The organism is Formosa sediminum (assembly GCF_007197735.1).
GTDB classification, from domain to species: Bacteria; Bacteroidota; Bacteroidia; order Flavobacteriales; family Flavobacteriaceae; genus Formosa; species Formosa sediminum.
Map to the genome: position 1 here is coordinate 2413958 of NZ_CP041637.1, position 25480 is coordinate 2439437.

17 protein-coding genes are annotated in these 25480 nt (G+C 33.1%); 3 read left to right on the forward strand and 14 right to left on the reverse strand.

Annotation, left to right across the window (positions count from 1 at the left end):
* Positions 1-69: 69 nt before the first annotated feature.
* Together FNB79_RS10470 and FNB79_RS10475 are read right to left on the reverse strand one after the other, a co-directional pair.
* Positions 70-1410, reverse strand: coding sequence for a M28 family peptidase (locus FNB79_RS10470; protein WP_143381251.1), 1341 nt, complete (start codon positions 1408-1410; stop codon positions 70-72).
* A gap of 22 nt (positions 1411-1432) precedes the next feature.
* Positions 1433-3643 (reverse strand): bifunctional alpha,alpha-trehalose-phosphate synthase (UDP-forming)/trehalose-phosphatase, encoded by a 2211-nt coding sequence (locus FNB79_RS10475; RefSeq protein WP_143381252.1) that lies wholly within the window; start codon positions 3641-3643, stop codon positions 1433-1435.
* A gap of 82 nt (positions 3644-3725) precedes the next feature.
* Here FNB79_RS10475 and FNB79_RS10480 point away from each other — a divergent pair, with 82 nt between their 5' ends.
* Positions 3726-5552, forward strand: a complete 1827-nt coding sequence (locus FNB79_RS10480; protein WP_143381253.1) for a glycoside hydrolase family 15 protein — start codon at positions 3726-3728, stop codon at positions 5550-5552.
* A 95-nt stretch (positions 5553-5647) separates the two neighbouring features.
* Here the strand turns inward: FNB79_RS10480 and FNB79_RS10485 are convergent, their stop codons facing one another.
* The 9 genes from FNB79_RS10485 to FNB79_RS10525 form a co-directional block, all read right to left on the reverse strand.
* On the reverse strand, positions 5648-7456 hold the full coding sequence (locus FNB79_RS10485; RefSeq protein ID WP_143381254.1) for an acyl-CoA dehydrogenase family protein: 1809 nt from the start codon (positions 7454-7456) through the stop codon (positions 5648-5650).
* Positions 7457-7622: 166 nt separating this feature from the next.
* Positions 7623-8813: an acetyl-CoA C-acyltransferase gene (locus FNB79_RS10490; RefSeq protein ID WP_143381255.1), complete on the reverse strand. Its 1191-nt coding sequence runs from the start codon at positions 8811-8813 to the stop codon at positions 7623-7625.
* Positions 8814-8852: 39 nt separating this feature from the next.
* The gene (locus tag FNB79_RS10495; RefSeq protein WP_143381256.1) at positions 8853-9200 is read right to left on the reverse strand and encodes a four helix bundle protein; all 348 of its coding nucleotides are present in this window, start codon (positions 9198-9200) and stop codon (positions 8853-8855) included.
* A 47-nt stretch (positions 9201-9247) separates the two neighbouring features.
* Positions 9248-11656 carry a 3-hydroxyacyl-CoA dehydrogenase/enoyl-CoA hydratase family protein gene (locus tag FNB79_RS10500; protein WP_143381257.1) on the reverse strand — a complete coding sequence of 803 codons (2409 nt, stop codon included), beginning with the start codon at positions 11654-11656 and terminating at the stop codon, positions 9248-9250.
* Between the two features lies 1 nt (position 11657).
* Entirely contained in the window at positions 11658-12110 is a 453-nt protein-coding gene (locus FNB79_RS10505; RefSeq protein ID WP_143381258.1) for a MarR family winged helix-turn-helix transcriptional regulator, read from the reverse strand.
* Between the two features lie 118 nt (positions 12111-12228).
* Entirely contained in the window at positions 12229-13998 is a 1770-nt protein-coding gene (locus tag FNB79_RS10510) for an AMP-dependent synthetase/ligase (protein WP_143381259.1), read from the reverse strand.
* A gap of 216 nt (positions 13999-14214) precedes the next feature.
* Positions 14215-14988, reverse strand: a complete 774-nt coding sequence (locus FNB79_RS10515; protein WP_143381260.1) for a carboxypeptidase-like regulatory domain-containing protein — start codon at positions 14986-14988, stop codon at positions 14215-14217.
* A gap of 86 nt (positions 14989-15074) precedes the next feature.
* Positions 15075-16895, reverse strand: a complete 1821-nt coding sequence (locus tag FNB79_RS10520) for a DEAD/DEAH box helicase (protein WP_143381261.1) — start codon at positions 16893-16895, stop codon at positions 15075-15077.
* 178 nt (positions 16896-17073) lie between these two features.
* A complete protein-coding gene (locus FNB79_RS10525; protein WP_143381262.1) occupies positions 17074-17655 on the reverse strand; it encodes a non-canonical purine NTP diphosphatase in 582 nt (193 codons plus the stop codon).
* A 255-nt stretch (positions 17656-17910) separates the two neighbouring features.
* Between FNB79_RS10525 and hpf the strand changes: the two genes are divergently transcribed.
* Together hpf and FNB79_RS10535 are read left to right on the forward strand one after the other, a co-directional pair.
* The gene (gene hpf, locus FNB79_RS10530) at positions 17911-18210 is read left to right on the forward strand and encodes a ribosome hibernation-promoting factor, HPF/YfiA family (RefSeq protein ID WP_143381263.1); all 300 of its coding nucleotides are present in this window, start codon (positions 17911-17913) and stop codon (positions 18208-18210) included.
* A 215-nt stretch (positions 18211-18425) separates the two neighbouring features.
* The gene (locus tag FNB79_RS10535) at positions 18426-19433 is read left to right on the forward strand and encodes a DUF4421 family protein (RefSeq protein ID WP_143381264.1); all 1008 of its coding nucleotides are present in this window, start codon (positions 18426-18428) and stop codon (positions 19431-19433) included.
* A 10-nt stretch (positions 19434-19443) separates the two neighbouring features.
* Here FNB79_RS10535 and rlmH read toward each other — a convergent pair whose 3' ends face one another.
* From rlmH to FNB79_RS10550, 3 genes are all read right to left on the reverse strand, one after another.
* Positions 19444-19917: a 23S rRNA (pseudouridine(1915)-N(3))-methyltransferase RlmH gene (gene rlmH / locus FNB79_RS10540; protein ID WP_143381265.1), complete on the reverse strand. Its 474-nt coding sequence runs from the start codon at positions 19915-19917 to the stop codon at positions 19444-19446.
* A 49-nt stretch (positions 19918-19966) separates the two neighbouring features.
* Complete coding sequence (locus tag FNB79_RS10545) at positions 19967-22378, reverse strand: alpha-ketoacid dehydrogenase subunit alpha/beta (protein WP_143381266.1); 2412 nt, start codon at positions 22376-22378, stop codon at positions 19967-19969.
* 176 nt (positions 22379-22554) lie between these two features.
* Entirely contained in the window at positions 22555-25386 is a 2832-nt protein-coding gene (locus FNB79_RS10550) for a M1 family aminopeptidase (protein WP_246073264.1), read from the reverse strand.
* Positions 25387-25480: the final 94 nt, after the last annotated feature.

The window sequence follows — 25480 nt, forward strand, 5'->3', positions numbered from 1 at the left end:
CGTTGAAACACATAAAAAGATATGAAAAAGTATAAGTGTTTTTTTCAATGATTAAAATTTTAAAAATTATTATTTTTTAATAATACTATTAGGAAATACTATGGGACTTTCAAAACCATTTTCATTGATTGAAGCGACTCCAAAATAAAAATTATCTATAACTATACCTTCTAAAGTAAATGCAGTGATATTCCCCACAGTTCTGCTATAATCCCAGGTTGGAGACGTAGTATCTCGCCAATAAATTTTGTAACCTACGGCACCTTCAACGGCATCCCATTTTAATTGGGCTGAGGCTTCTACAATACCACCAATAGCTACAGTTTTAGGGGCAGGAGCAGCATGAGCTAAGGCAGCAAGATTTATAGCATTAACTGCAGTTAATTTTTTGTTATATTCAAAATTAACATGTTCAAATGTGTCGCCATAAGCAATGCCATTTTCTACACGAATATCTTGGTGTTGTTGCGTATAATTTTCGTGTGCTTCCATAATTCTAATGCCAGCAAAGCCTAAATCGTTAAATGGGCGATGATGCCCGCCACGACCAAAACGATCTAATCTATAAATCATTATAGGATTCATTTCTGGCATATAAGTTTTGGTTGTTTTATACACGTATCTTGCTAACTGTCTAGACACGCCATCGACTTCACCACCGTAAAAACGTCGCATTTTACGTTCTTGTTCCGTTTCTGTAGGTGGTACTGGTTCAGAGAAAATTCTAAACGATCTATTGTCAATCACGCCATCAACACCTTCAATATTACCAATCATATCGTTATTAAATACACCAATAATATCCCAATTGTTAGCTTTAGCATATGCCGCAAAACCTGCACCACCAAATAAACCTTGTTCTTCTCCAGATAATCCTAAATAGACAATACTATTTTCAAAGGAGTATTTCGATAATACTCGAGCGGCTTCAAGAGTTCCTGCCATTCCAGAAGCATTATCGTTTGCTCCAGGTGCATCGGTGGTAAAATCCATTGTATCACTTGCACGAGAATCTATATCACCTGTCATAATAATATAACGGTTAGGATATTTAGTTCCTTTTTGTACGGCAACAACATTTACTACCCAAGCATCATGCGGCACTCTGGAATGTCCTTTTTTGGTAACAAAATCCTTTTGATAAAAGACTTTTAAACACGAATTACATGAATTAGAAATGGCATCGAATTCACTTTTAATCCAGCGTCTAGCAGCTCCTATACCTCGAGTGTTAGATACGGTATCACTAAAGGTATTTCGCGTGCCAAACTCGGTAAGTGTTTTAACATCTAGTTTCAGACGCTCTGCCGATACAGCATCAATAATATCATAAATTTGTTGCTGTTCTTGACCCGAAAGCAATAGGGAATTAATACCTAATAGCAGGCAAAAATATATGCGGTATTTCATAAGTTAATGTAAAGTATGTAATTTAAGATTGTGTAAAGGTGTTTAATAATTCTCTAACTTCTGCTGTGTTTTTAACGTGATATTTAGCACTAGTCTTTTTAAAACCAACTTTTACAGTATATGCAGCATCTGGTAACTCTTCAAACATATATTCGTCTGTCCAGTCATCTCCAATTGCAAACATAAAGTCGTATTGATCTTGAGTTAATAATCTAGAAGCTGCACGCCCTTTATTTACATTACTACTTTTAATCTCTATTACTTTATTACCTTTTAAAACGGTTAATCCGTGATTTTCAATTAAACTGTTTAAAACGGTGTTAAGCTCTATAGTTCGTGTTTGTGCCAATTCAGGATCTGTTTTTCTATAATGCCAAGCTAGCGAGTATTTCTTTTTCTCTACAAACGTACCAGGAGTTCTATCTACAAAAGTCTCTAGTACAGGAAGAATGTTTTCCATCCAGTCGTTTTTAAGATGTTCTAGCATTTTCCAATCGCTGTCTTGTTCTTTTAACCAAACCCCATGATCTGTAATTAAAGTATAATCTTTACCAGCAAACCAATCTTCAAAAGTTTCTCGATCTCTTCCGCTAATAATTACCAGTTTTACACCTTCTATAGCATTCATGTTATCTAGTAATTCAAATAATTCGGCATCTGGTTTACAGTCTTTCGGATTGTTTTTAAAACCTACCAAGGTACCATCAAAATCTAAGAGCACTAATTTCTTTTTTGAAGTCTTAAAGGTTTCTGCAATATTCTTCTTTAATGATTTATTAAGACGTTTAGAAACAAATACTTCCTCTTTCTCTTTGGTAGAGTCAAGTGCTTTAAAAAACTCGTCTGCCCATTTCTCAACGCTGTAACGTTGTAAACGTTCTTGAAGAATTTTAATTCTAGATTGTTGCTCTTCAATAGGCATCTCGATAGCTTGTTTAATGGTATCTGCGATTTGATCAAAATTATTAGGGTTAATCAATAAAGCTTCATTCATTTCTTTAGAAGCTCCTGTCATTTCACTTAAAATTAAAACACCATCCTGCTCAGTACGTGTAGCAACATATTCTTTAGCTACTAAATTCATTCCATCTCTAACAGGAGTAATTAAAGCAATATCTGAAGTAGTATATAAATCTATTAAATTTTCAAAAGGCATAGAGCGGTAAAAGTACCAAATAGGAGTCCAACTTACAGTAGCGAACTCCCCATTAATACGGCCTACTAACTCATCGGTTTCACGTTTTAGTTTTTGATATTGAGGGACATTTGAACGCGATGGTACTGCCAATAAAATTAGTCTTACTTTTTCTTTATATTCTGGGTATTTATTTAAAAAGTATTCAAATGCCTTTAATCGGTTTGGAATACCTTTAGTATAATCTAAACGGTCTATAGATAAAATAATCTTAGCATCAGAATCCGATTTTATATGCTCATCAAGACGGCGTTGTAATTCTGAACGTTCTTTATTTTCTTGAGAATTATTTACAACTGCTGCGTCATAGAATTTATTATAATCTATTCCCATCGGGAAAGAATCTACCGTAACCGTTCTGTCTATATAATCTATATTGTTAAAATTAACTTCAAGTCTTAATATGCGTTTTATAGAACTTAAAAAATGACGTTCATAATCGTAAGTATGGAACCCAATTAAATCGGCTCCAAGCATTCCTTCTAATAATTCTTCACGCCAAGGAAATGTTCTGAAAATTTCGAAAGAAGGAAAAGGAATATGTAAAAAGAATCCAATAGAGATATTTGGTTTTTTATCTCTTATTAATTTGGGTAACAATAATAATTGATAATCGTGCACCCAAATGGTATCTCCGTCATTAACATTTTCAAGAATAACATCGGCAAATTTTTGATTTACTTCTTTGTAAGATTCCCATTCAGAGCGTTCAAAAGTGGTATATTCCATAAAATAATGAAACAACGGCCAAAGTGTTTTATTACTAAACCCGAGATAAAAATTATCTACATCTTCTTTTGTTAAAGGAACTGTTACACATTTTTCTTTCGTAACCGCAGTTTTTACTTCTTGTTCTAATTCTGGTGTTAATTGGTCTTGAGTTAATCCAGACCAACCTACCCAAATTCCATTGCCTTCGGCGTGTACAGATTTCATTCCTGTAGCTAGGCCACCAATACTGGGTTTAATTTCTAATTTAGAATCTTCTAATTTTACTTGTAAAGGAAGTCTATTTGAGACAATAATAGTCTTATTCATGGAGTTGAATTTTGATTAGCAATAAGTTTTTCGTTAATTTAAAGAAAAATAGGTTGTCAACCATATAAAAATAGAAGATTTAATGAATAATTTAGATTATGGAATAATAGGAAATTGTCGTAGTGCTGCACTCATTTCAAAAACAGGATCTATAGAGTGGTGTTGTTTACCTGAGTTCGATTCAAGTTCAGTTTTTGCTAAGCTTTTAGACGAAAAAATTGGAGGGCATTTTGGTATTAAAGTTGACGATGATTACGTCGTTTCTCAGAAATACCTTGGTAATACGGCTATTTTAGTAACGTCTTTTACTAATGGTGATGATGCTTTTGATATTATGGATTTTATGCCTAGATATCATAAAACATCGGGCGGATATCAATCGCCACCAGAAATTATTCGTTATATAAAATATAAATCAGGGTCACCTAAGTTTAATATTGATTATGTCCCAAAATTAGAATATGCTCTAGGAGAGACAAATACATATGTAAAATCTGATTTTATAGTAAGCTTAACAGATAAAGAAAAATTTGATACCTTATTTCTGTACACAGATTTAGATAAAGAAGCGGTTGTGAATGGAACCGAAATTGAACTTAATAAAGATGCATATTTTTTAATTGGTTATAATGAGAAAATCTTTAAACCCAATGTGCACAAAGCTTATATAGAGTTTGAACGTACCAAAGTATATTGGTTAAATTGGATGGATAAAACACCGTCTTACGAGCGATATAATAACGAAATTTCAAGAAGTGCTATCACCTTAAAATTATTAACTTACGATAAAACTGGAGCTGTTCTGGCTGCGGCCACAACCTCTTTACCAGAAACAATTGGAGAAGTTCGTAATTGGGATTACCGTTTTTGCTGGATTCGAGATGCTTCCATGGTGATTAAAGTGGTGTCTCATTTAGGACATAAAAATATAGCAAAACGTTACCTAAAATTTATAGTTGATTTAATACCAGATAAAGATGAAAAACTTCAGATTATGTATGGTATTAATAAAGAGAAAAAATTAACTGAAGAAACTCTAGATCATTTAAGTGGGTATAAAGATTCTAGTCCTGTAAGAATTGGAAATGCTGCTTACGAGCAACGCCAAAATGATATTTATGGTATTTTAATGGATGTGATTCATCAGCAATTAGTTAGTTTTAGTACAGATATTGAAAACGGTGAAGAAATTTGGACCATTACAAAAGGAATTGTTTGGGTGGTGAATAAACACTGGAAAGAAGCCGATAAAGGGATTTGGGAGTTTAGAACAGAAGAACGTCACTTTACATTTTCAAAAGTGTTATGTTGGGTAGCAATAGATAAAGCTATAAAAGTTGCAGAATTATTAGGCAAAACCGCAAAACTTAAAAAATGGATTCCATTAGAACAAGAAATTAAAGCTGATATTATGACGAATGCGTGGAATGAAAAGATACAGGCATTTACTCAGTCTTATGGTTCAGACGATTTAGATGCTTCTGTATTGTTAATGGAACCTTACGGATTTATTGATGCTAAAGATCCTAAATATGTGAGTACTGTTAAAGGAATTGAACGTGATTTGAGTAATGATGGTTTATTGTATCGTTATAAAAATAAAGATGATTTTGGATTACCATCGTCTTCATTTACCATTTGCACGTTTTGGTTTATAAATAGTTTGTACAAAATAGGAGAGGAGCAAAAAGCCAAAACACTATTTGATCAGTTATTAACTTATAGTAATCACCTTGGATTATTTAGTGAAGATATTGATTTTGAAACTAAGAGATTGTTAGGTAATTTTCCACAAGCTTATTCTCATTTAGCATTAATTGAAACTGCAATAAATCTTTCTAAAGTGACGGACGAAGAAAAGGTTATGGAATCTATGCGAGACCATGTAGATGAGAGTGATAATATGTAAATTCTACATAGTAAAAAAAAATAATAATTAATAAAAAAAGCCAATTCTATATAGAATTGGCTTTTTTATAAAACTGAATTAGTCACACATTATTTTTAGAAGCAGTATGAATTTTCTGCTTTTACTTTTTCTGCGATTTCATTTCTTAAATCTACAATATCAGGATAATTAACATATTTAGTAAAACGCTTAAGTCCCATTAGCATCATGCGTTGCTCATCGCCTTCAGCAAAAGAAATAATACTTTCTTTACCTTTTTTCTCTACAATTTCTACAGCCTGATATAAGTATAATTTAGACATTGCAATTTGTTCTTTTTGAGACTCCTCACCAAAACGTTTTGCATTTTTCTCTGTTCTTAAAATTGCCGATTCGGCCATGTAAATTTCAATAAGAATATCTGAAGCAGCTAAAAGCAGTTGTTGATGTTCTTCTAGAGCAGGACCAAACTTTTGTACAGCAGCACCAGCTACCATTAAGAAGACTTTTTTAAGTTTTGCAATCATAGATTTTTCTTCGGAGAATAACTCAGAAAAATCTGGAGTTTCAAAAGACGGAATTCCCATTAAGTCTTCCTGTACCTTCATAGCAGGACCTAATAAATCTACATGGCCTTTCATTGCTTTTTTAACAAGCATGCCAACACAAAGCATACGGTTAATTTCGTTGGTCCCTTCGTAAATTCTAGCAATTCTAGCATCTCTCCAGGCTGCTTCCATAGGTGTATCTTCAGAGAATCCCATACCTCCAAAAATCTGGATACCTTCATCTGCACAGTCTTGTACATCCTCAGAAACAGCAACTTTTAATATAGAACATTCAATAGCATATTCTTCAACACCCTTAAGTTCTGCTTCTTGATGTGTATTTCCTGATGCTTGACGCATGGCTATACGGTCTTCAATGTTTTTTGCAGCTCTATAAGACGCCGATTCTCCAACGTAAGCGTTAGTAGCCATTTCGGCTAATTTTACTTTAATAGCACCAAAGTCTGCTATAGGCGTTTTAAATTGTTTACGTTCATTTGCATATTGTACTGCAGTTGTAGTAATACGACGTTGTGAATCTAGGCAAGCTGCGGCAAGTTTTATACGTCCGATGTTTAAGGCATTCATGGCAATTTTAAAACCTTCGCCACGAGCTGCTAACATGTTTTCTACGGGCACAATCGTGTCGTTAAAAAACACCTGACGCGTAGAAGAAGCTCGGATTCCTAGTTTGTGTTCTTCTTCTCCTAAAGTAATTCCGTTAGCATTGTTTTTATCGTATTCAACAATAAAACCTGTTATGTTTTTGTCGTCTTCAATACGTGCAAACACAATCATTACACTACAAAAACCAGCATTAGAAATCCACATCTTTTGTCCATTAATCACATACGATTTTCCATCGTCTGATAATTTAGCTGTGGTTTTACCCGAGTTGGCATCACTACCAGCACCAGGCTCTGTTAATGCATACGCACCAAACCATTCGCCGGTTGCTAATTTAGGGACGTATTTTTGTTTTTGTTCTTCAGTACCATATAAGGTAATTGGCATGGTTCCAATACCCGTATGTGCACCAAAAGCAGTACTAAAAGATCCCGTTCCACTAGAAATATAGTCGCACGTTAACATGGTTGATACAAATCCCATTCCTAAGCCGCCGTATTCTTCGGGTACAGCAACGCCTAGAAAGCCTAATTCTGCTGCCTTACGCATAACTTCTTCAGTTAAGGCATAATCTTTTGCTTCAAATCTGGCTTTATGTGGTATAATTTCACGGTCGTTAAATTCCATAACGGCTTCCTTCATCATAAGTTGCTCTTCCGAGAAATCTTCAGGCGTGAATACGTCTTCACAAGGAGTTTCTTTAATAAGAAATTGTCCACCTCTAATAATATCTTTTTGTGTAGTTTCCATGTTAATGCAAGTTTGTTTTTTAAAATAGAATAATAGCGTTGAGACCTTATATAAAGCAAGTTTTACTCTCTAAGATTCATTTTAATATGTTTATTAATAGTTTTAACTTCTTTTGGTTTTTTTTGCGACAGTATTAATGTTACTGTTGTAGCTTTAAGTCTAGAACTTAATTCAAAAATTCAAAGATTCCGCAAGCACCTTGACCTGTACCGACACACATGGTAACAGCGCCATATTTTCCTTTCATATCGCGTTTACGCATTTCGTCGAATAATTGTACTGATAATTTTGCGCCTGTACAGCCTAGTGGATGACCTAAAGCGATGGCACCTCCGTTTACATTTACAATATCTGTATTTAAATCTAGCTCACGTATTACCGCGATAGATTGCGAAGCAAAGGCTTCATTTAATTCAATTAATTCTAAATCGCTTTGTTTTAATCCGGCTTGTTTTAGGGCTTTTGGAATGGCTTTTACTGGACCAATTCCCATAATGCGAGGTTCTACACCTGCAGCCGCATAGTTGACTAAGCGTGCAATTGGCTGAAGGTTTAGTTCTTTTACCATATCTTCACTCATAACCATTACAAAGGCAGCGCCATCACTAGTCTGCGACGAGTTTCCTGCAGTAACACTTCCGCCGGCAGCAAACACAGCTCTAAGTTTAGACAGGGCTTCCATACTAGTGCCTTTTCTTGGACCTTCATCTTTAGTAACTGTATATGTTTTAGTGGCTTTTTTACCATTGGCATCGATATAGGTTTCGTCAACCTCTATAGGTACAATTTGGTCTTGAAAACGGTCTTCGGCTTGTGCTTTAAGAGCTTTCATATGCGAATTAAAAGCAAATTCATCTTGGTCTTCGCGAGACACTTTAAATTGATTTGCGACAGCTTCTGCAGTATTACCCATGCCCCAATAGTAATCTTCATGACCAGCTTTTACGATATCGTAATTTAATTCTGGTTTAAAGCCTGTCATAGGTACAGCACTCATACTTTCGGCTCCACCAGCTATGATACAGTTGGCCATTCCAGCTTGGATTTTAGCAGTTGCCATACCAATAGTTTCTATTCCAGAAGAACAAAAACGGTTTACGGTAACGCCCGGAACATCTACAATGTCTAATCCCATAAGCGAGATTAAACGTGCCATATTTAAACCTTGAGAGCCCTCAGGCATAGCATTACCAACAATAACGTCGTCTATACGTTTTGGATCTAATTCTGGCAGTTCTTTCATCATATACTTGATGGTTTCAGCAGCCAATTCATCGGTTCTTTTAAATCGAAATACGCCTTTAGGTGCTTTTCCTACAGCGGTTCTATATGCTTTTACTATATATGCTTGTTTCATCTGTTGTTGTATTTAGTATTGAGATTTTAGTATTGAAATTTATAATTTCTTTTGAAAAGAATAATTCATTTTCTGAATTTCAATACATAACTCAATGACTGGTTGTGTCTTTTCTTTTGATATTAAATTTAATTCACTTAACAAAATAAGTTGTGTTTGAAGTTCGAACGTTGATCCATTGGCAATACTCATAAAATATTTAAATTCTTTATTAGAATTTCTTCCAGCGCCTTCAGCAATATTTGAAGGGATTGATACAGCGCTTCTTTTAATTTGAGTGTTTAATCCATATTTTTCGTCAGATGGTAATTCTGAAATTAGTACATAGATTCTTTTAGTCAATTCAATAGACTTATTCCAGATTATTAAATCTTCTACTTTATGCATAATTTCTAATTACTCAATTCTATTGTCTAAATACTGATTACTAATATCTAGTTTCTAAGTGGCTTTCCAGTTTTTAACATATGCTGAATACGTTCTAAAGTTTTACGTTCTGTACATAGACTTAAGAAGGCTTCGCGTTCTAAATCGAGTAGATATTGTTCGTTTACCAAAGTAGGCTCTGATAAATCCCCTCCAGCCATAACGTAAGCCAATTTGTTTGCTATTTTCTGGTCGTGTTCACTAATGTAATGACTCGCTTCCATAGAATCTGTTCCCACTAAAAACATGCCTAAGGCTTGTTTTCCTAGAACTTTTATATCGGTACGTTTTATAGGTTGTGTATAGCCCGCTTCTGCCATTAATTTGGCATGAGCTTTTGCTGTTGCAATTTGTCTGTCTTTATTTACTACCACAATATCTTTTCCGTGTTGAAGCACGCCTATATCGAAGGCTTCGTAAGCCGAGGTTGATACTTTTGCCATCCCTATACTTAAGAAATACTCTTGAAGCGTATTTAATTCAACATCGCCCTTTTTAAAAGTGTCTTGTGCTCTTAAGGTCATTTCTTTAGAACCACCACCACCAGGAATTACACCAACTCCAAATTCTACAAGTCCCATATAAGTTTCTGCAGCAGCAACCACTTTGTCTGCATGTAGCGATAATTCGCAACCACCACCAAGCGTCATGCCGTGAGGCGCAGAAATAGTTGGAATGGCAGAATAGCGCATACGCATCATGGTATCTTGAAAATACTTAATGGCCATGTTTAATTCGTCGTACTCTTGTTCTACAGCCATCATAAAAATCATTCCGATGTTGGCTCCAACAGAGAAATTTGCTCCTTGATTTCCAACGACTAAACCTTGGAAATCTTTTTCAGCTAAATCAATGGCTTTATTAATACCGTTTAAAACATCGCCACCGATGGTATTCATTTTAGATTGAAATTCGCAATTCAGGATACCGTCGCCTAAATCTTCGATAACTACACCTGAGTTTTTAAAGACTTCTTTTGATTTTCTAATATTATCTAAAATGATAAAGGCATCTTGACCAGGAACTTTTTCTAATTTTTTAGTCGGAATATCATAAAAGTAAGATGCTCCATCTTTTACAGCATAAAACGAGGATATTCCTGCGGCTAACATATCGTTAATCCAAGCAGCAGGTTCCAAACCTTCGGCTTTAATAAGTTCTAAGCCTTTTTCTACACCTATAGCATCCCAAATTTGAAATGGACCATGTTGCCAGCCAAATCCAGCTTTCATGGCATCATCAATTTTATATAATTCGTTGGTAATTTCAGGGATTCTATGTGAGACGTATGCGAATAGGGCTGCAAAATTTTTACGATAAAATTCGCCTGCTCTATCTTTACCTGAAATCAAAACTTTAAAACGGTCGACAACCTTATCAATCGTTTTCGTTAATTCTAAAGTTGCAAAATTTGCTTTTTTGTTTGCACGATATTCTAAAGTGTCTAAGTCTAAAGATAAAATGTCTTTACTGCCGTCTTTATGACGTTCTACTTTATAGAATCCTTGTTTTGTTTTACTACCTAGCCATTTATTTTCCATCATTGTACTAATAAAATCGGGTAGTTTAAATAACTCGTGACGTTCATCTGAAGGCACATTCTCGTACAAGCCGTTAGCCACATGCACTAAGGTATCTAAGCCAACCACATCTACAGTACGAAATGTAGCCGATTTAGGACGACCGATAACAGGACCTGTTAATTTGTCGACTTCTTCAATGGTTAAATCCATATCTTTTACCGTATGGAACAAACTCATAATACTAAAAATACCTACACGGTTTCCTATAAAAGCGGGTGTATCTTTAGCCACCACAGAGGTTTTTCCTAAAAACTGTTCGCCATAACTATTTAAAAAGTCTAATACCTCTTGGCTCGTTTCTGGTCCAGGAATAATTTCGAATAATTTTAAGTAACGCGCAGGGTTAAAAAAGTGTGTTCCACAGAAGTGTTTCTGAAAATCTTCAGAACGGCCTTTACTCATAAATTTAATTGGGATACCCGAGGTGTTCGAGGTAATTAAAGTGCCTGGCGTTCTGTGTTTTTCTAGATTTTCGAAAACCTGTTGTTTTATATCTAAACGTTCTACAACCACTTCAATAATCCAATCTACATCTTTAACCTTAGAGATATCATCTTCTAAATTTCCAGTCGTAATTCGGCTTGCAAATTTTTGATGATAAATAGGAGAGGGTTTCGATTTTAAAGCAGCAGAAAGCGAATCGTTTACCATTCTATTTCTTACTACTTTATCTTGTAATGTCAATCCTTTAGCTTGTTCGGTAGCGTTAAGTTCGCGAGGTACAATGTCTAGTAATAGTACATCTACACCAATATTGGCAAAATGACAAGCAATACCACTACCCATAATACCAGAACCAATAACGGCTACTTTTTTTATTCTACGTGTGCTCATTTTATTTTAAAATGCTTTCGTTAGTATATATTTTTTTGTTTGAAATTAAATCGTTTATGACTTCTGCCACTTCGTAAAAATGTTCAATTTTTTCAGCTGAAATATTTTTTCTTACAGCTTCATTAAAAATTAAAACACGCTCTTTAGAAAAGTTTCTTTTTTCTTTACCAATTTCAGTTAAATGAATTAAAACGCCACGGCCATCTTCAGGATTTGGTTTACGTTCAATTAGCCCTTGGGTTTCCATGTTTTTAATTATCCTGGATAAACTTGTGGCTTCCATTCCCATTTTAGGACCAAGAGAAGTAGAAGGTGTGCCTTTTTCAGGGTCAATACTAAGTAATGCAAAACCTATGGCCATAGTGCTGTTAAATTTTGTACCTTGTTCGTTATACATTTTGGTAACGGCTAGCCATGTGTGCCGTAAAACATAGTCGATTGTCTTATCTTTCATTTTAATTTATCTTATCTCAAATATAGCAAATAATATTATGCATGCATAATAAATTAGTGAATATTTAACTAAAATAAGAAATAAAAAAACTCCTTAAAATGTTAAGGAGTTTAATGAATTAGGATCTATATATGGATTCTATTAAGGATTTGTAAATTTCTTTAATGTTTTTTCGCTTTAACTTTAATGTCGGAGTTAGTTGTCCGTTATCAATAGACCAGACATCTGGCGTGAGTTTAAAAGCTTTAATTTGTTCCCAATTTCCAAAACCTTTGTTAGAATAATCGATTTCTTTTTGAATGCGATCTAGTAAACGTTGGTCTGTGCACAAAGCATCAATATTGCTGAATTCTATATTATGGCGTTTTGCCCATTCTGTAATAAATTCAATATTTGGTTGGATTAAAGCTGCTGGCATTTTTTCGCCTTCCCCAATTACTATAACTTGTTCTATAAATCGGGATTGTTTCAGTTTATTTTCAATTACAGCTGGTGCAATGTATTTTCCTCCGCTTGTTTTAAAAATTTCTTTTTTACGATCTGTAATTTTTAAAAACCCATCATTAGAAATTTCTCCAATATCTCCCGTATGGAAATACGCTCCTGACATGACATCTTTTGTTCTTTCAGGATCTTTATAATAGCCTAACATGACATTTGGACCTTTAACTAAGATTTCACCATCTTCAGCAATCTTAACTTCTATATTATCTATAAGTTTACCAACTGTACCAACTCTAAATCCAAAATCTCTTTGGTCGTTTACAGAAATAACAGGTGAGGTTTCTGTTAAGCCATAACCTTCCATGATTGGAATACCTGCAGCAGCAAAAATACGTGTTAGCCTTTTTTGTAATGGAGCACTACCAGAGACCATAAGTTCAATTTCTCCGCCTAAACCTTCTTTCCATTTACTAAAAATTAGTTTTCTAGCTACAGCCAATTGTTTTTCGTACCACCATCCATTTTTACCGTAAGGTTCATACTTTAGTCCTAAATCTATAGCCCAAAAGAATAACGCTTTTTTAAGGCCTGTTAAGTCGCTTCCTTTAGCTACAATCTTATCGTATACCTTTTCATATAATCGTGGTACAGCAGTCATTACATGTGGTCGTATCTCTTTCATGTTATCTGCCATTTTATCAATAGACTCGGCATAATAAATTTCTACACCACAATATTGATATAAATAAATTAGCATACGCTCAAAAACGTGACATATAGGTAAAAAACTTAGTGCACGAGATTTACCATGACTAAATGGTACACGTTTTTCACTGTTAAGTACATTTGAAACTAAATTATTATGCGACAACATTACACCCTTAGGTGTCCCTGTAGTTCCTGAAGTATATATTAAAGTTGCTAAATCATTAGGTTTAACATTCGCTTTATGGGTTTCAACTTCAGGTTGATTTGAGGTGTCTGCACCTAATGTAAGTAGTTCTTTCCAATTCTTCTCATTTGGAATCTCGTCAAATGTGTATACAGCTTTTAAAAGAGTATTGTCTTTAATCTTATTTAACTTTTCTAAAACGTCTTTATCTGATACAAAACAATAAGTAGCTTCAGAATGATTTAGAATATATTCATAATCGGTTTCAGAAATTGTAGGATAAATAGGAACATTATTGGCGCCAATTTGTAGCACACCAATATCCATAATATTCCATTCTGTTCTATTATTGGTAGATATTACAGCAATTTTATCGTTTGGTTTTACACCTAGTCGGAGCAAAGCACGACTTATTGCATTGGCTTGATCTATATATTCCTGTGTAGATATAGAGGTCCAAGTGTTACCGTATTTAGTTGTTAGAGATTTGTTTAAGTTGTATTTTTCTAACTGATAATACGGAAAGTCGAATATTCGTGTAATGTTTATCATGAATTGTTATGTGGATCGGTGATGCAAAATATAAAATTTATTGAAATATTGCAAATATTAAAATTAACATAGTTTATTTAGAGTCAAATTGATGAATTTGTTTATATATGTTAAAAATTTTAAGAATATAATATTTTGAGTTAAAGCTAAATTTTAATTGATAGGTAATAAAGCAAAAAAAAACTGTCTAATTATAGACAGTTTTTTTAGTGATTATTAAATTTTTGATCTGCCCCGGCTTAACACCTTATATTCTTCATAACAGCCACTTATGGCATCGAGAATTTGAAGATCGTTAGCAGAATTTATAAAGTCTTTAGAGTAATTACATTGCCTTACAATTTCATCTAAGTCTACGCGATCTACCTGTAATAAAACAGTGAGCATTTCTCTGTCAAATCGCGAAGCTAATAGATTTCTAATCTCGTCATCCTGTTTCATCTGCTTCAGTTTTTTCATTTCCTGAGGCTTTTTTCCGAAGATATTATATAGAAAATCTGCTGGGTTAAAAATAGAATTTAAAATTTTATTTACACTTGTCCCTCCTGAACCTGCCTCGTAACCATTTTGTAATCCAGAAATACTATACTGGTAATTATTATTAATAGGGACTTGCTTAATATCTACTTCTAAGAAACCTGTTAATCTAAATTGGTTTACTACAACTTCTTCTAAGGCTAAAGCTAATTCTGTTAAAGCAATGGTTGAACTTCCGAATTTTAACCAGTCGTTCGTTACTTTAACTTTTAAAGATTTAAAACCTAAATAAGAAAGGTGAAGCGTATCATTTACTTTAGCCGAAATCTTAAATTCTCCCTTAGCATTTGTAGTACTACCTTTAACCTGATTAATATTTACAATGTTTACACCTTCAAGTGGCTCGTCTGTAGACCCATTAATAATTACCCCAATTACACTTGTATTGCTGTCTTGTGCAAAAACAGTTGCAGATGTAAATAACAGGATAAATAATATAAATGTATATTTCATTGTAATTTTATTAGGCATAAAAGTAGCAAACTAATTAATATTTAGGAAAAGGTACTAATTTTTTTGACTAAATATTAACAGAATGCTTAGCGTCTAGATCGTCTTGGTCTAGAAGACGCTGAACCTTGATCTGAATTGCTTCGTTTTTCAGAGCTAAATCCAGAGTTAGAACGTCTTGGTTTAGACTCTGAATTTCGTTTTCTATCACCTCCAGATTTAGAACGTCTTTCGCCTCTAAAGCCACCATCTTTACGGTCTCTACGGCCTCCGCCACCACGACTTCTATTGCCACCACGACCACCGCCGCCTTTGTTTTCTGTTTCTTCTACATTAACAAAACGACCATCGTGTTTATAATCTGTAAAAAATGCAAGTACTTTATCTTTAAGTTCTTTTTCTGTATTAAAGAATGAAAAGCTTTCTTTAACATCTACTTTAAAGACATCGTCGCGACCTAATTCTAAAACTTCTTTTAAGAAATCTTTTAATTTCATCCAATCGAAACCATCACGGCTTCCAACATTAATAAAGAAACGTGCAGCATTTCCATTACTAACATGTTCTTTTTCTCTTGTATTTCCTTCGGCTACGTTTAAATCTTTAGATTTTTGATAGTAATTAAAGAAACGAGTAAATTCTACTGAGAAAAATTTCTGAATTAATTCTTCTTTAGACGTATCTTCAAACATGGTATTAATACTGTCTAAGTACTTATCAATTTCTGGATTAACTTCTGTATTGTGAATTTTATTAGCTAACGACATTAATTGAACTTCACAAATTTCCATTCCGTTAGGAATTTCTTTTTTAATGAAATCTTTTTTTATAATACGTTCTATACTTTTAATTTTTCTAACCTCACTTTTAGAGACAATAACCATAGAAATACCTGTTTTACCAGCACGTCCTGTACGACCACTACGGTGGTTATAAGTTTCAATTTCGTCTGGCAATTGGTAATTAATAACGTGCGTTATATCGTCTACATCAATTCCTCGAGCAGCTACGTCTGTAGCAACTAACATTTGGATTTGATTATTTCTAAACGATTTCATTACTAAATCACGTTGGTTCTGACTCAAGTCACCGTGAAGTGCACCTGCATTGTAACCATCTTCTATAAGTTGTTCAGCTACTTTTTGTGTATCACGCTTTGTACGACAAAATACTACTGAAAATATATCAGGATTTGCATCGGCTAAACGCTTTAAAGCTTGGTAACGATCTCTAGAATTTACTAAATAGTATTCGTGAGAGACTTGCGTACTTCCTTCATTTTTATTTCCTACAGTGATTTCCTTAGGACTATCCATGAATTTTTTTGCAATGTTAGAAACCTCTTTAGGCATAGTTGCAGAAAATAACCAAGTATTTTTGTCTATAGGTGTGTGAGATAAGATGTCTGTGATATCTTCATAAAATCCCATGTTTAGCATTTCATCTGCTTCATCTAGAACGCTATATTGAATTTTAGAAATATCAACCATTTTACGGTTAATCATATCTTTCATACGTCCTGGAGTTGCTACAATAATTTGAGCTCCGCGTTTCACATCTCTTGCTTGGTCCTGAATACTAGATCCACCATATATAGCAACAACGTTTAAACCTTTACAATATTTACCATACGCTTTAAGTTCGTTAGTAATTTGTAAACAAAGTTCGCGCGTAGGCGATAAGATTAATCCTTGAGTGGTTCTGCTATCAATATCTATTTTTTGTAGCATTGGAAAACCAAACGCGGCAGTTTTACCTGTTCCTGTTTGTGCCAAAGCAACTAAATCTATTTCACTTTCTAATAATAATGGGATGGCTTTGTCTTGGACTTCACTTGGAGTTTCAAACCCCATATCGGTAATAGCACGCAATAGGTCGTCATTAAGACCTAAATCTTTGAATGTGTTCATTCTTGTAATAAGTATTCGATTAAAATATGTAAGTGCTACATAAGAAGGGAATCGACATACTTAACCTTAAACTTCCAAGTAACACATCCTCTCTCTGAGGAATTTCAAGGTGCAAAGGTAGTGATTTATTTTATATAAACTAATTTTGATTAGTTTATTGTAAATCAATGTCTTAAATTCAGGGTTGTAAATTGTTTAAATATTCTACTAATAAAGAAACGGCTTTTCCGCGATGCCCTATGGTGTTTTTTTTACTTAAAGGCATTTCTGCAAAGGTCTGAGTGTTTCCTGTGGGTTTAAAAATGGGATCGTAGCCAAATCCATCAGTTCCGTGTTCGGTAGTTGTAATTTCGCCATCACAAATTCCTGTAAAAGTTTTCATTATATTTTTAAGAGATAACGCAATTACAGTTTTAAAATTAGCAGTTCGATGTGTGGCACAATCTAAATCGGTTAAGAGTTTTTTTATATTGTCTTTTGAACTGCGTTGTGGCCCAGCATATCTTGCAGAATACACACCCGGAGCACCGTTTAAAGCATCGACTTCTAATCCTGTATCATCTGCAAAACAATCAAAACCATAATGTTCTTTTATATAATTTGCTTTCTGTATGGCATTTCCTTCAATTGTAGGCTGTGTTTCAGGTATATCTTCAAAACATTTAATATCGGCTAAACTTAAAAGGGTGATGTGACTAGGAATTAAGGTTTGAACTTCTTTAATTTTATTCTGATTATTAGTAGCAAATACAAGTTTCATAGTTAAGTTTTTATTTAACATCTGCTAAAATAACTTTTTAAAGCGAGTTATCCATTATTTAAAAATAAGATGTGTAGATTACAAATAGGTATAATTTTTAATAATTAATTAATAATATGATTTTTAAGATGATACATTTTATTTTTGTTTTTATTTTGATATTTTATTGAATATTTCACAATTTTTTATGACTACAAGCAATGGTTAGATGCCGGTTTTTAATTAAATTTATATAGAACTTTAAAATACTAATCTATGACAATTAACATTCAATATATTCACATGTCTACAAGCGAGGCAATGAATGAACATGTAACTACAAAACTTAATAAATTAGCTTTAAAATACGATTGGATTATTTCTGCCGAAGTTATTTTTGAAACCATAAAAAACGAAAAAGAAGAGGGGAAAATTTGTAAAATTGAATTGAGTGCTCCTGGACCAAGAATTTTTGCATCATCTCAAGAACGTACTTATGAATTAGCTGTTAAAAATACAATTAACGATTTAGATATTCAGTTGAAAAAGCGTAAACATACTTTTGTAAACTCTTAATTATTATATAATTATAGAGAAGATATTTAATTTTAAATCTTGAATTTTATAACCTATTCTTTGATTTAAGTTGTTAAATATCTTCTCTTTTTTTTAATACATTTTTTTCTGTGAAGATATAATGGTGATATCCAATTGTTACTCATTAGAATTAATGTATTTTTATCATAATATTAAAATTGTTTGGGGAATTTAAAGTATGGTTACGAAAATACATGATTAGAAAAATTGTCTTCCTTTTGCTTTTTATATGGCCTTCTTTATTGGTACAAGCACAAGTTTTAAAGGATTTAGATTCTTTAAAATTTATTCAATTGGTTGATAAACTTTTTATTGATCATGATATAAATAATTATTCCTTTAGACTATTTACAAATTATAAATACAAACAATTTAGTGTTAAAAATGAAACGGGTTTTAGAGCTCGATTTGTACCAAACAATAAATTTGGAGTTGGTTTTGGTGTTGCTAGTAGTAAACTACTTATTGATATTGCCTTTAATGTAAAGACGAATACAGATGATGTTACGCATAGATTTGATATGCAAGGAACATCTATAATTGGGAAAAAAAATTATGTTAATTTTTATGTGCAAACCTATAAGGGTTTTAATGTGAAAAATAATTTTGGAGCACCTTTTGTGTTTCGAGACGATATACGTTCTGTAACAGTAGGTTTTAATTATTTACGTACAATACCAGATATAGAATTTTCGTATTCCATGTTAAAAGCAGGAATAGATCATTTAGACCGCAAAGTTTATATAACCGGCGGTATTGGCGCTTTTGGTTTTTACGATTATTTTAGTGCTAGAGGAGATATTTTGTCAGACTTACCTGAAGCTTCTTTTAATGAGGAAGCACGTATAAGACGTTATAATAGTACGGCGGTAGGTGTTTTAGGAGGTGTAATGTCTGTATTTAGATTGCATGGGGACTTTACAGCATCTTGTAATATTATGCCAGGAATAGGTTTAACGTATAAACATGTGACTTTGCACGACGGAACTTATAAACCTTCAAATCCTATTTTGCTTAAAATGGATTATACATTTGCAGTTGGGTATAATGTAAAGCGGTATTATGTGAGTTTAATTTATGGAGGTGGTGTTTATACTACAGATTTAGATTTCGATAATGATTACCGTTTTAACCTTACCAAAGCAAAACTTGCTATAGGCTATAAAATAGGATCAGGTAAAAAAACATACCATTATCGTTAATATTAAGGTATTAACGGTGGTGATAAGGTTCGTTTTTTAGAATTGTAAATCCGCGATATAATTGTTCAATAACAAATAAGCGTATCATTTGATGAGAAAAAGTCATTTTGGATAAAGCAACTTTTCCTTGAGCTTTGGTGTATACTTCTTGAGAGAATCCATATGGGCCTCCAATTACAAAAACGAGTTGCTTAATACCCGAGTTCATATGTTTTTGGAGGTAGTTAGAAAATCCAACAGAATCCATTTGTTTACCATTTTCATCTAAAAGTACAAGTACGTCTGTAGCATTTAGTTTTCCTAAGATAAGTTCGCCTTCTTTTTGTTTTTGTTGCTCCTCACTTAAGTTTTTAACCTTTTTTAAATCAGGAATAATTTCAAATTCAAATTTAATATAAAACCCCAAACGTTTTTGGTAATCCTCTATTAAGCCTTGTAAGAGCTTATTATCGGTTTTTCCGATGGCCAATAATTTAATGGTCATAATTTTAAGTAAACAAATTTAAAATAAAGGTTATTAATACGTTTTAGATTTATCTTAATTTAGGATATTTACAAGGATTAGCTTCATGTATCATTAGGTAAACGGTTTCAAATATATCTTCAACAGAAGGTTTCGAGAAATAATCGCCATCTGTACCATAAGCAGGGCGGTGTGGTTTAGCTGTTAATGTTCTTGGTCTGCTATCTAAATGTTCGTAACCGTTTTGAGTGTTTAAAATTTCGTTTAAAATATATGCAGATGCGCCTCCAGGAACGTCTTCGTCTATAACTAATAAACGGTTTGTTTTTGCTACACTTTTTACAATGTCATGGTTAACATCAAATGGTAAAAGGGATTGTACATCTATAACTTCTGCTTGAATACCAACTTCCATTAATTCTCTTGCAGCTTGTTCTACAATGCGTAATGTAGAGCCGTAAGATACTAAAGTAATATCACTACCTGTACGTAATGTTTCTGTAACTCCAATAGGTGTTTTAAATAAACCGAAGTTAGAAGGTCTTTTTTCTTTTAAACGGTAACCATTTAAGCATTCAATAACTAATGCAGGCTCGTCAGATTCTAATAAGGTATTGTAAAATCCAGCAGCTTTAGTCATGTTTCTTGGAACTAATACATGAATACCACGTATTAGATGAATTAATCCCCCCATTTGAGAACCCGAATGCCAGATTCCTTCTAAACGATGCCCTCGTGTACGAATAATTAATGGTGCTTTTTGTCGTCCTTTAGTTCGGTACTGTAGCGTTGCTAAATCGTCGCTAATAATTTGAATGGCATACATAATGTAGTCTAAATACTGAATTTCTGCAATTGGGCGCAAACCGCGCATTGCCATACCAATACCTTGGCCAATTATGGTTGCTTCTCTAATACCTACATCTGCTACACGTAATTCACCATATTTTTCTTGCATACCTTCAAGTCCTTGGTTAACATCTCCAATGTTTCCAGAGTCTTCACCAAAGATTAAGGTTTCAGGGTATTTACTAAATATAGCATCAAAATTATCTCTAATAATTAAACGGCCATCTACGTTTTCACTATCTTCAGTATAAATAGGTTTAACTTCTGCAATATATTTTACAGATTTATTACTTTCACTATACAAATGAGAACTGTATTGTGGCTGTACTCTTTCAAAATATTTTTCAATCCATAATAAGAGTCTATCTTTTTCAGGAGCAGAATCATTTATAATGTAGCGTAACGTTTTTCGTGCAGCTACAATAATATCTCGCTTAATTGGCTCTTCAATATTTTCAAGGTCTTTAACGATTTTTTCGATAAACACTTTGTTAGAACTAATATTGGCAACTTGTTTTAAAAGATTGGCAATTTCAGTTTTATCTTTATTTATAGGCTCAACAAAAAGTGACCACGCTGTTTTTTTGGCTTTACGAACATCGCGTTTTGCACTTTTTTCTATTTCTGTTAGTTCTTCGTCTGTAGCAAATCCATTGGCTATTAACCATTCTCGCATCTTCAAATTACAATCGTTAGCTGTTTCCCAAGCTAAGCGTTCTGGACTTTTATAACGTTCGTGAGATCCAGATGTAGAATGACCTTGTGGCTGTGTTAATTCGTTAACATGTATTAATACAGGAACATGTTCTGTTCTAGAAATTTCACCAGCTTTAAGATAGGTTTCTATTAGGTTAGGGTAGTCCCAACCTTTTACACATAATATTTCGTAACCGTTTCCGTTTTCGTCTCGTTGAAATCCTTTTAAAACTTCAGAAATATTTTCTTTAGTGGTTTGGTGTTTTGCATGTACAGATATTCCATATTCGTCGTCCCAAACACTTATTACCATAGGCACTTGCAAAACCCCTGCGGCATTTATGGTTTCAAAAAATAATCCTTCGCTTGTACTTGCATTTCCAATAGTACCCCAAGCCACTTCATTTCCGTTATTCGAAAAGTTTTTAGTGTAAATCCCTTTTACATGTCTGTATATTTTAGAGGCTTGTGCTAATCCTAATAATCTAGGCATTTGTCCTGCTGTAGGAGAGATATCTGCACTTGAGTTTTTTTGCTGAGTTAAGTTTTTCCAATTTCCATTTTCATCTAAACTATGCGTGGCAAAATGTCCACCCATTTGTCTCCCTGCAGACATAGGCTCAATTTCTAAGTTGGTATTGGCGTACAATCCAGAGAAAAATTGTTCTATTGTAAGTTCGCCAATGGCCATCATAAATGTTTGGTCTCTATAATAACCAGAACGAAAATCCCCATCTTTAAATGCTTTGGCCATAGCCAATTGTGCGACTTCTTTTCCTCCTCCAAAAATTCCGAATTTTGCTTTACCTGTAAGTACTTCTCGTCTACCAAGTAAACTACATTCTCGAGAGGTCACTGCTATTTTGTAATCATTTAAAACTTCGGCTTTAAAATCTTCAAAAGAAAGTCCTGTCATTATTTCGGGTTCTGTCTGCATGTTTTATAAGAATTGGAATACGTGCAAATTTATGCAATTTAAATGGTTATTACAATTCAATCTTTACATAAGTGCGCTGTGTAATTTGTAATAAAATATGGATTTTAGTGAGTTTTTATATGGAATCACTAGTTAATTTAATTTTTATTATTAAATTATTAATAAAAATTAAGAATTTAATACCAGCGTCTTGTAAATAATCCGAATAGCGTTTTTGGTGATAAAGTAACTATAAATCTGATTTTGTCGCTATAATGTGGTTGAGAAACCTCCCAGCCTAAATTAGAATATACGGGAAAATACAATTCAAAATAATCTGTTATTAGGTTTAAACGGAATCCTGTATCGTATACAAATTTAGGCGATAGGTTTCTGTTTTTCACCAAACCTACGTCTCCATATAATTCTAAATATTTCCAAATTGTTGTTCCTCCGTTTAATGTAGTCATCCACTGGTTTGCAAAAGCGGGTTGTAATTTAGATTTAAAGCCACCTTCAGATATAATTAATTCTTGGCTTAACAGTCCAGTTTCTTCAGAACGGCCTAGGTAGTTATAATCGAATAAATAATCTGTAGGGCGATCTAGTGCAAAACTAAAGTAATCTGATGTTTTATAGGTGTTATTATATAAAAACGTACCTGCAAAAAAGCGTAAATTAAAATTTCTATTATTTTCGGTAAGTTTTCTGTATTCAAAATTTACCGCAATCTTACCAAAATTTCTAGCCAATTGTAAATCTGTAAATCCTGTAACGTGATTTTTTAAATTAGGATTAGTATTGCCATATCGGATGTTAAATACATCATAATCTGGCTGATTTTCGTTAGTAAATTCTCCAGAGGGATCATCTTCTCTTGAAATGCTTATATATCTTAAGGTTAAGAACTGATTCTTGTTATCTCTAAAATCGTTTCGATTTCTAAATCTAAATTGTATGTAAGGAGTAAAGGATGTATAAGATAAATCTGGAGCGTAATTAGAATATTCTCCCGAAAAACCATATCTAATGTAATATAGATCTTGATCTTCTGGACGTTGTGTAAAACTTAAACTTAAATTTCCGATAAGCTGTTTGCTTTTTAATGCATACCGAGGACTCAAGCTATAAGCAAACGGTTTTGAGAGTACCGTTTTGTTATATAATCGTAATCCAGGAGCAAAACCATCATAATAATTATATGTAAAATCTGGCATAAAAAAGACCTGATTGTAATAAGGGTCTTCTATATCTTTAAATAAACGGAATTGTAAGGGTCTGTTATTAAATACAATTCCTTTTAAAGATTTCCAGTCGTCTCTTAAATTAAATTCGGGTACGACCATATCGTAGTTTAATACCAGTTTATCTATACTATCTTTTGGTATGGTAACTTTTTCTGTTTCAGTAATATTATTTATCCATGTTTTATAAACTACACTATTGTTTTTTATTCCGAATAGCGAGATTGGCATGCTGTTATTTCTCTTGTTCTTTATGGTAACTTCAAGAGAATCTCCTATAACATTATAGCCCTTAATCTTATAATCTATTTTTTGTCGTGTCGCGATATAATCGTTAAAAAACCAATCGATGTCCTTATTTGTGTTACAGCGTAAAAGCGTTTCAAAATCTTTGGGAGAGGTTTGCTTTTGCTTGTATAAAGACATGTAACTTTTTATGGTTTGTTCTATTACATCTTCATTTAAATAATCTTCCAGATATTTTAAGCCAACACCTGCTTTGTATTTGTTAGCGATATTTGAGTTAAATTTTAATAACGAATCTTTACGCATAGTTAATGGCTGATCTAAATTAGAACGTGCCATATGCATATATAAAAAGTTGTATTGGTTATTAAATTGAAGTTGTGTTGCGTGAAAAGCGCGAATTCCCCAAACTTTTGAAAGTGTACCAAAAAGTTTCATGTTTGGATAATATTCATCAACATATTTCATTAAATAATACACTTGTAATCCGTCGTTAAGCCAATAATCTTCTCTTGGATTAATTAATAACGTGCTTTCAAAATAGTTATTTAAAGCTGTTTTTATGAGTTTAAGCTCATATTGAAAATGGTTTGGGAACGGACGAATAAAATTTGGAAGTTGGTTTAGTCCGTAAATTGGATTTTTTTTATAATCTATCTCAGAGAGTAACAATTTATCATGCGGATAGGCGCCAAAATTATCGGTAATAAATGATATGATTTTATCGGTGATAATGATACGATCTATTTCATTTAAATTTTCATCGTTAATATTTGTAACTATTGAAAATGAATCGTTACCTATAGTATTAAAGTCGGATATTTTTTTTAAGAATAATTTTGAATCTACACTGTTTTTTCCGGTTAAAGTTACTATTGTATTTCCGTTACGTACTTCGGTATTTTCTTGTTTTAATTCTGAAGTTAGTGTGTAATAACTCGGAAATTTAATTTGGAGATTTAAATTGGCAGCAGGTATAAATAAATCGTCTAAATCTTTATTGCTGTAATAATTCCATTTGCCATTATATACTGCTGGTGTAATATACCAATAACGCAAGTTAAAATCGTTAGTACTAGTCCAGCCATAGCGGGTAAAGTTATCGTTAGGAATTTGTACAAGATATTGCAGTGTAATTACATAACTTTCGCCTGCCTGTAAAGGTTTAGTAAGTTTAACTTTTAAAACATCTGGATGATCTTTTAGTCTGTTATAGTCTACTTCTGTGTTATGTTCTGTTATACTAGTTACAACTGTAAATCCGCGATCTTTGCTTTTTGCAAAATGGAAATTGGTTTTATATTCATCTGCAAAACGTTTTGCTAATGGCGTTGTTTTAGTAGCGTAACTGTTGGCCCAATCGTTTAAATATATGGCATGTAGTGTGTCTTGAGTGGTATTTTTATACTCTATTGTTTGTGTTATGTGAATTTGCTTAGCAGACACGTCAAAAGTTGCTTTTACGTCAATTTTATTTTGACTAATAGCAATTAGGTGTGTAAATAAAAATAGTGCAAAGCAAATACTTCGTGAACTCAAGCTATTTCAGAAAATTTTAAATTCTACATTGGTTTAAATTATTATGGTAATATTTTAATAGCAAATGCAGTAAGATATTACCATAATAATAGAA

Coding starts and splice junctions, on each gene's coding strand:
- FNB79_RS10470 (WP_143381251.1), bottom strand. CDS start 1,410: ATGAAATACCGCATATATTTTTGCCTGCTATTAGGTATTAATTCCCTA.
- FNB79_RS10515 (WP_143381260.1), bottom strand. CDS start 14,988: ATGAAATATACATTTATATTATTTATCCTGTTATTTACATCTGCAACT.
- FNB79_RS10520 (WP_143381261.1), bottom strand. CDS start 16,895: ATGAACACATTCAAAGATTTAGGTCTTAATGACGACCTATTGCGTGCT.
- FNB79_RS10485 (WP_143381254.1), bottom strand. CDS start 7,456: ATGGAAACTACACAAAAAGATATTATTAGAGGTGGACAATTTCTTATT.
- FNB79_RS10510 (WP_143381259.1), bottom strand. CDS start 13,998: ATGATAAACATTACACGAATATTCGACTTTCCGTATTATCAGTTAGAA.
- FNB79_RS10490 (WP_143381255.1), bottom strand. CDS start 8,813: ATGAAACAAGCATATATAGTAAAAGCATATAGAACCGCTGTAGGAAAA.
- FNB79_RS10535 (WP_143381264.1), top strand. CDS start 18,426: ATGATTAGAAAAATTGTCTTCCTTTTGCTTTTTATATGGCCTTCTTTA.
- FNB79_RS10525 (WP_143381262.1), bottom strand. CDS start 17,655: ATGAAACTTGTATTTGCTACTAATAATCAGAATAAAATTAAAGAAGTT.
- rlmH (WP_143381265.1), bottom strand. CDS start 19,917: ATGACCATTAAATTATTGGCCATCGGAAAAACCGATAATAAGCTCTTA.
- FNB79_RS10480 (WP_143381253.1), top strand. CDS start 3,726: ATGAATAATTTAGATTATGGAATAATAGGAAATTGTCGTAGTGCTGCA.
- FNB79_RS10475 (WP_143381252.1), bottom strand. CDS start 3,643: ATGAATAAGACTATTATTGTCTCAAATAGACTTCCTTTACAAGTAAAA.
- FNB79_RS10500 (WP_143381257.1), bottom strand. CDS start 11,656: ATGAGCACACGTAGAATAAAAAAAGTAGCCGTTATTGGTTCTGGTATT.
- FNB79_RS10505 (WP_143381258.1), bottom strand. CDS start 12,110: ATGAAAGATAAGACAATCGACTATGTTTTACGGCACACATGGCTAGCC.
- FNB79_RS10545 (WP_143381266.1), bottom strand. CDS start 22,378: ATGCAGACAGAACCCGAAATAATGACAGGACTTTCTTTTGAAGATTTT.
- hpf (WP_143381263.1), top strand. CDS start 17,911: ATGACAATTAACATTCAATATATTCACATGTCTACAAGCGAGGCAATG.
- FNB79_RS10495 (WP_143381256.1), bottom strand. CDS start 9,200: ATGCATAAAGTAGAAGATTTAATAATCTGGAATAAGTCTATTGAATTG.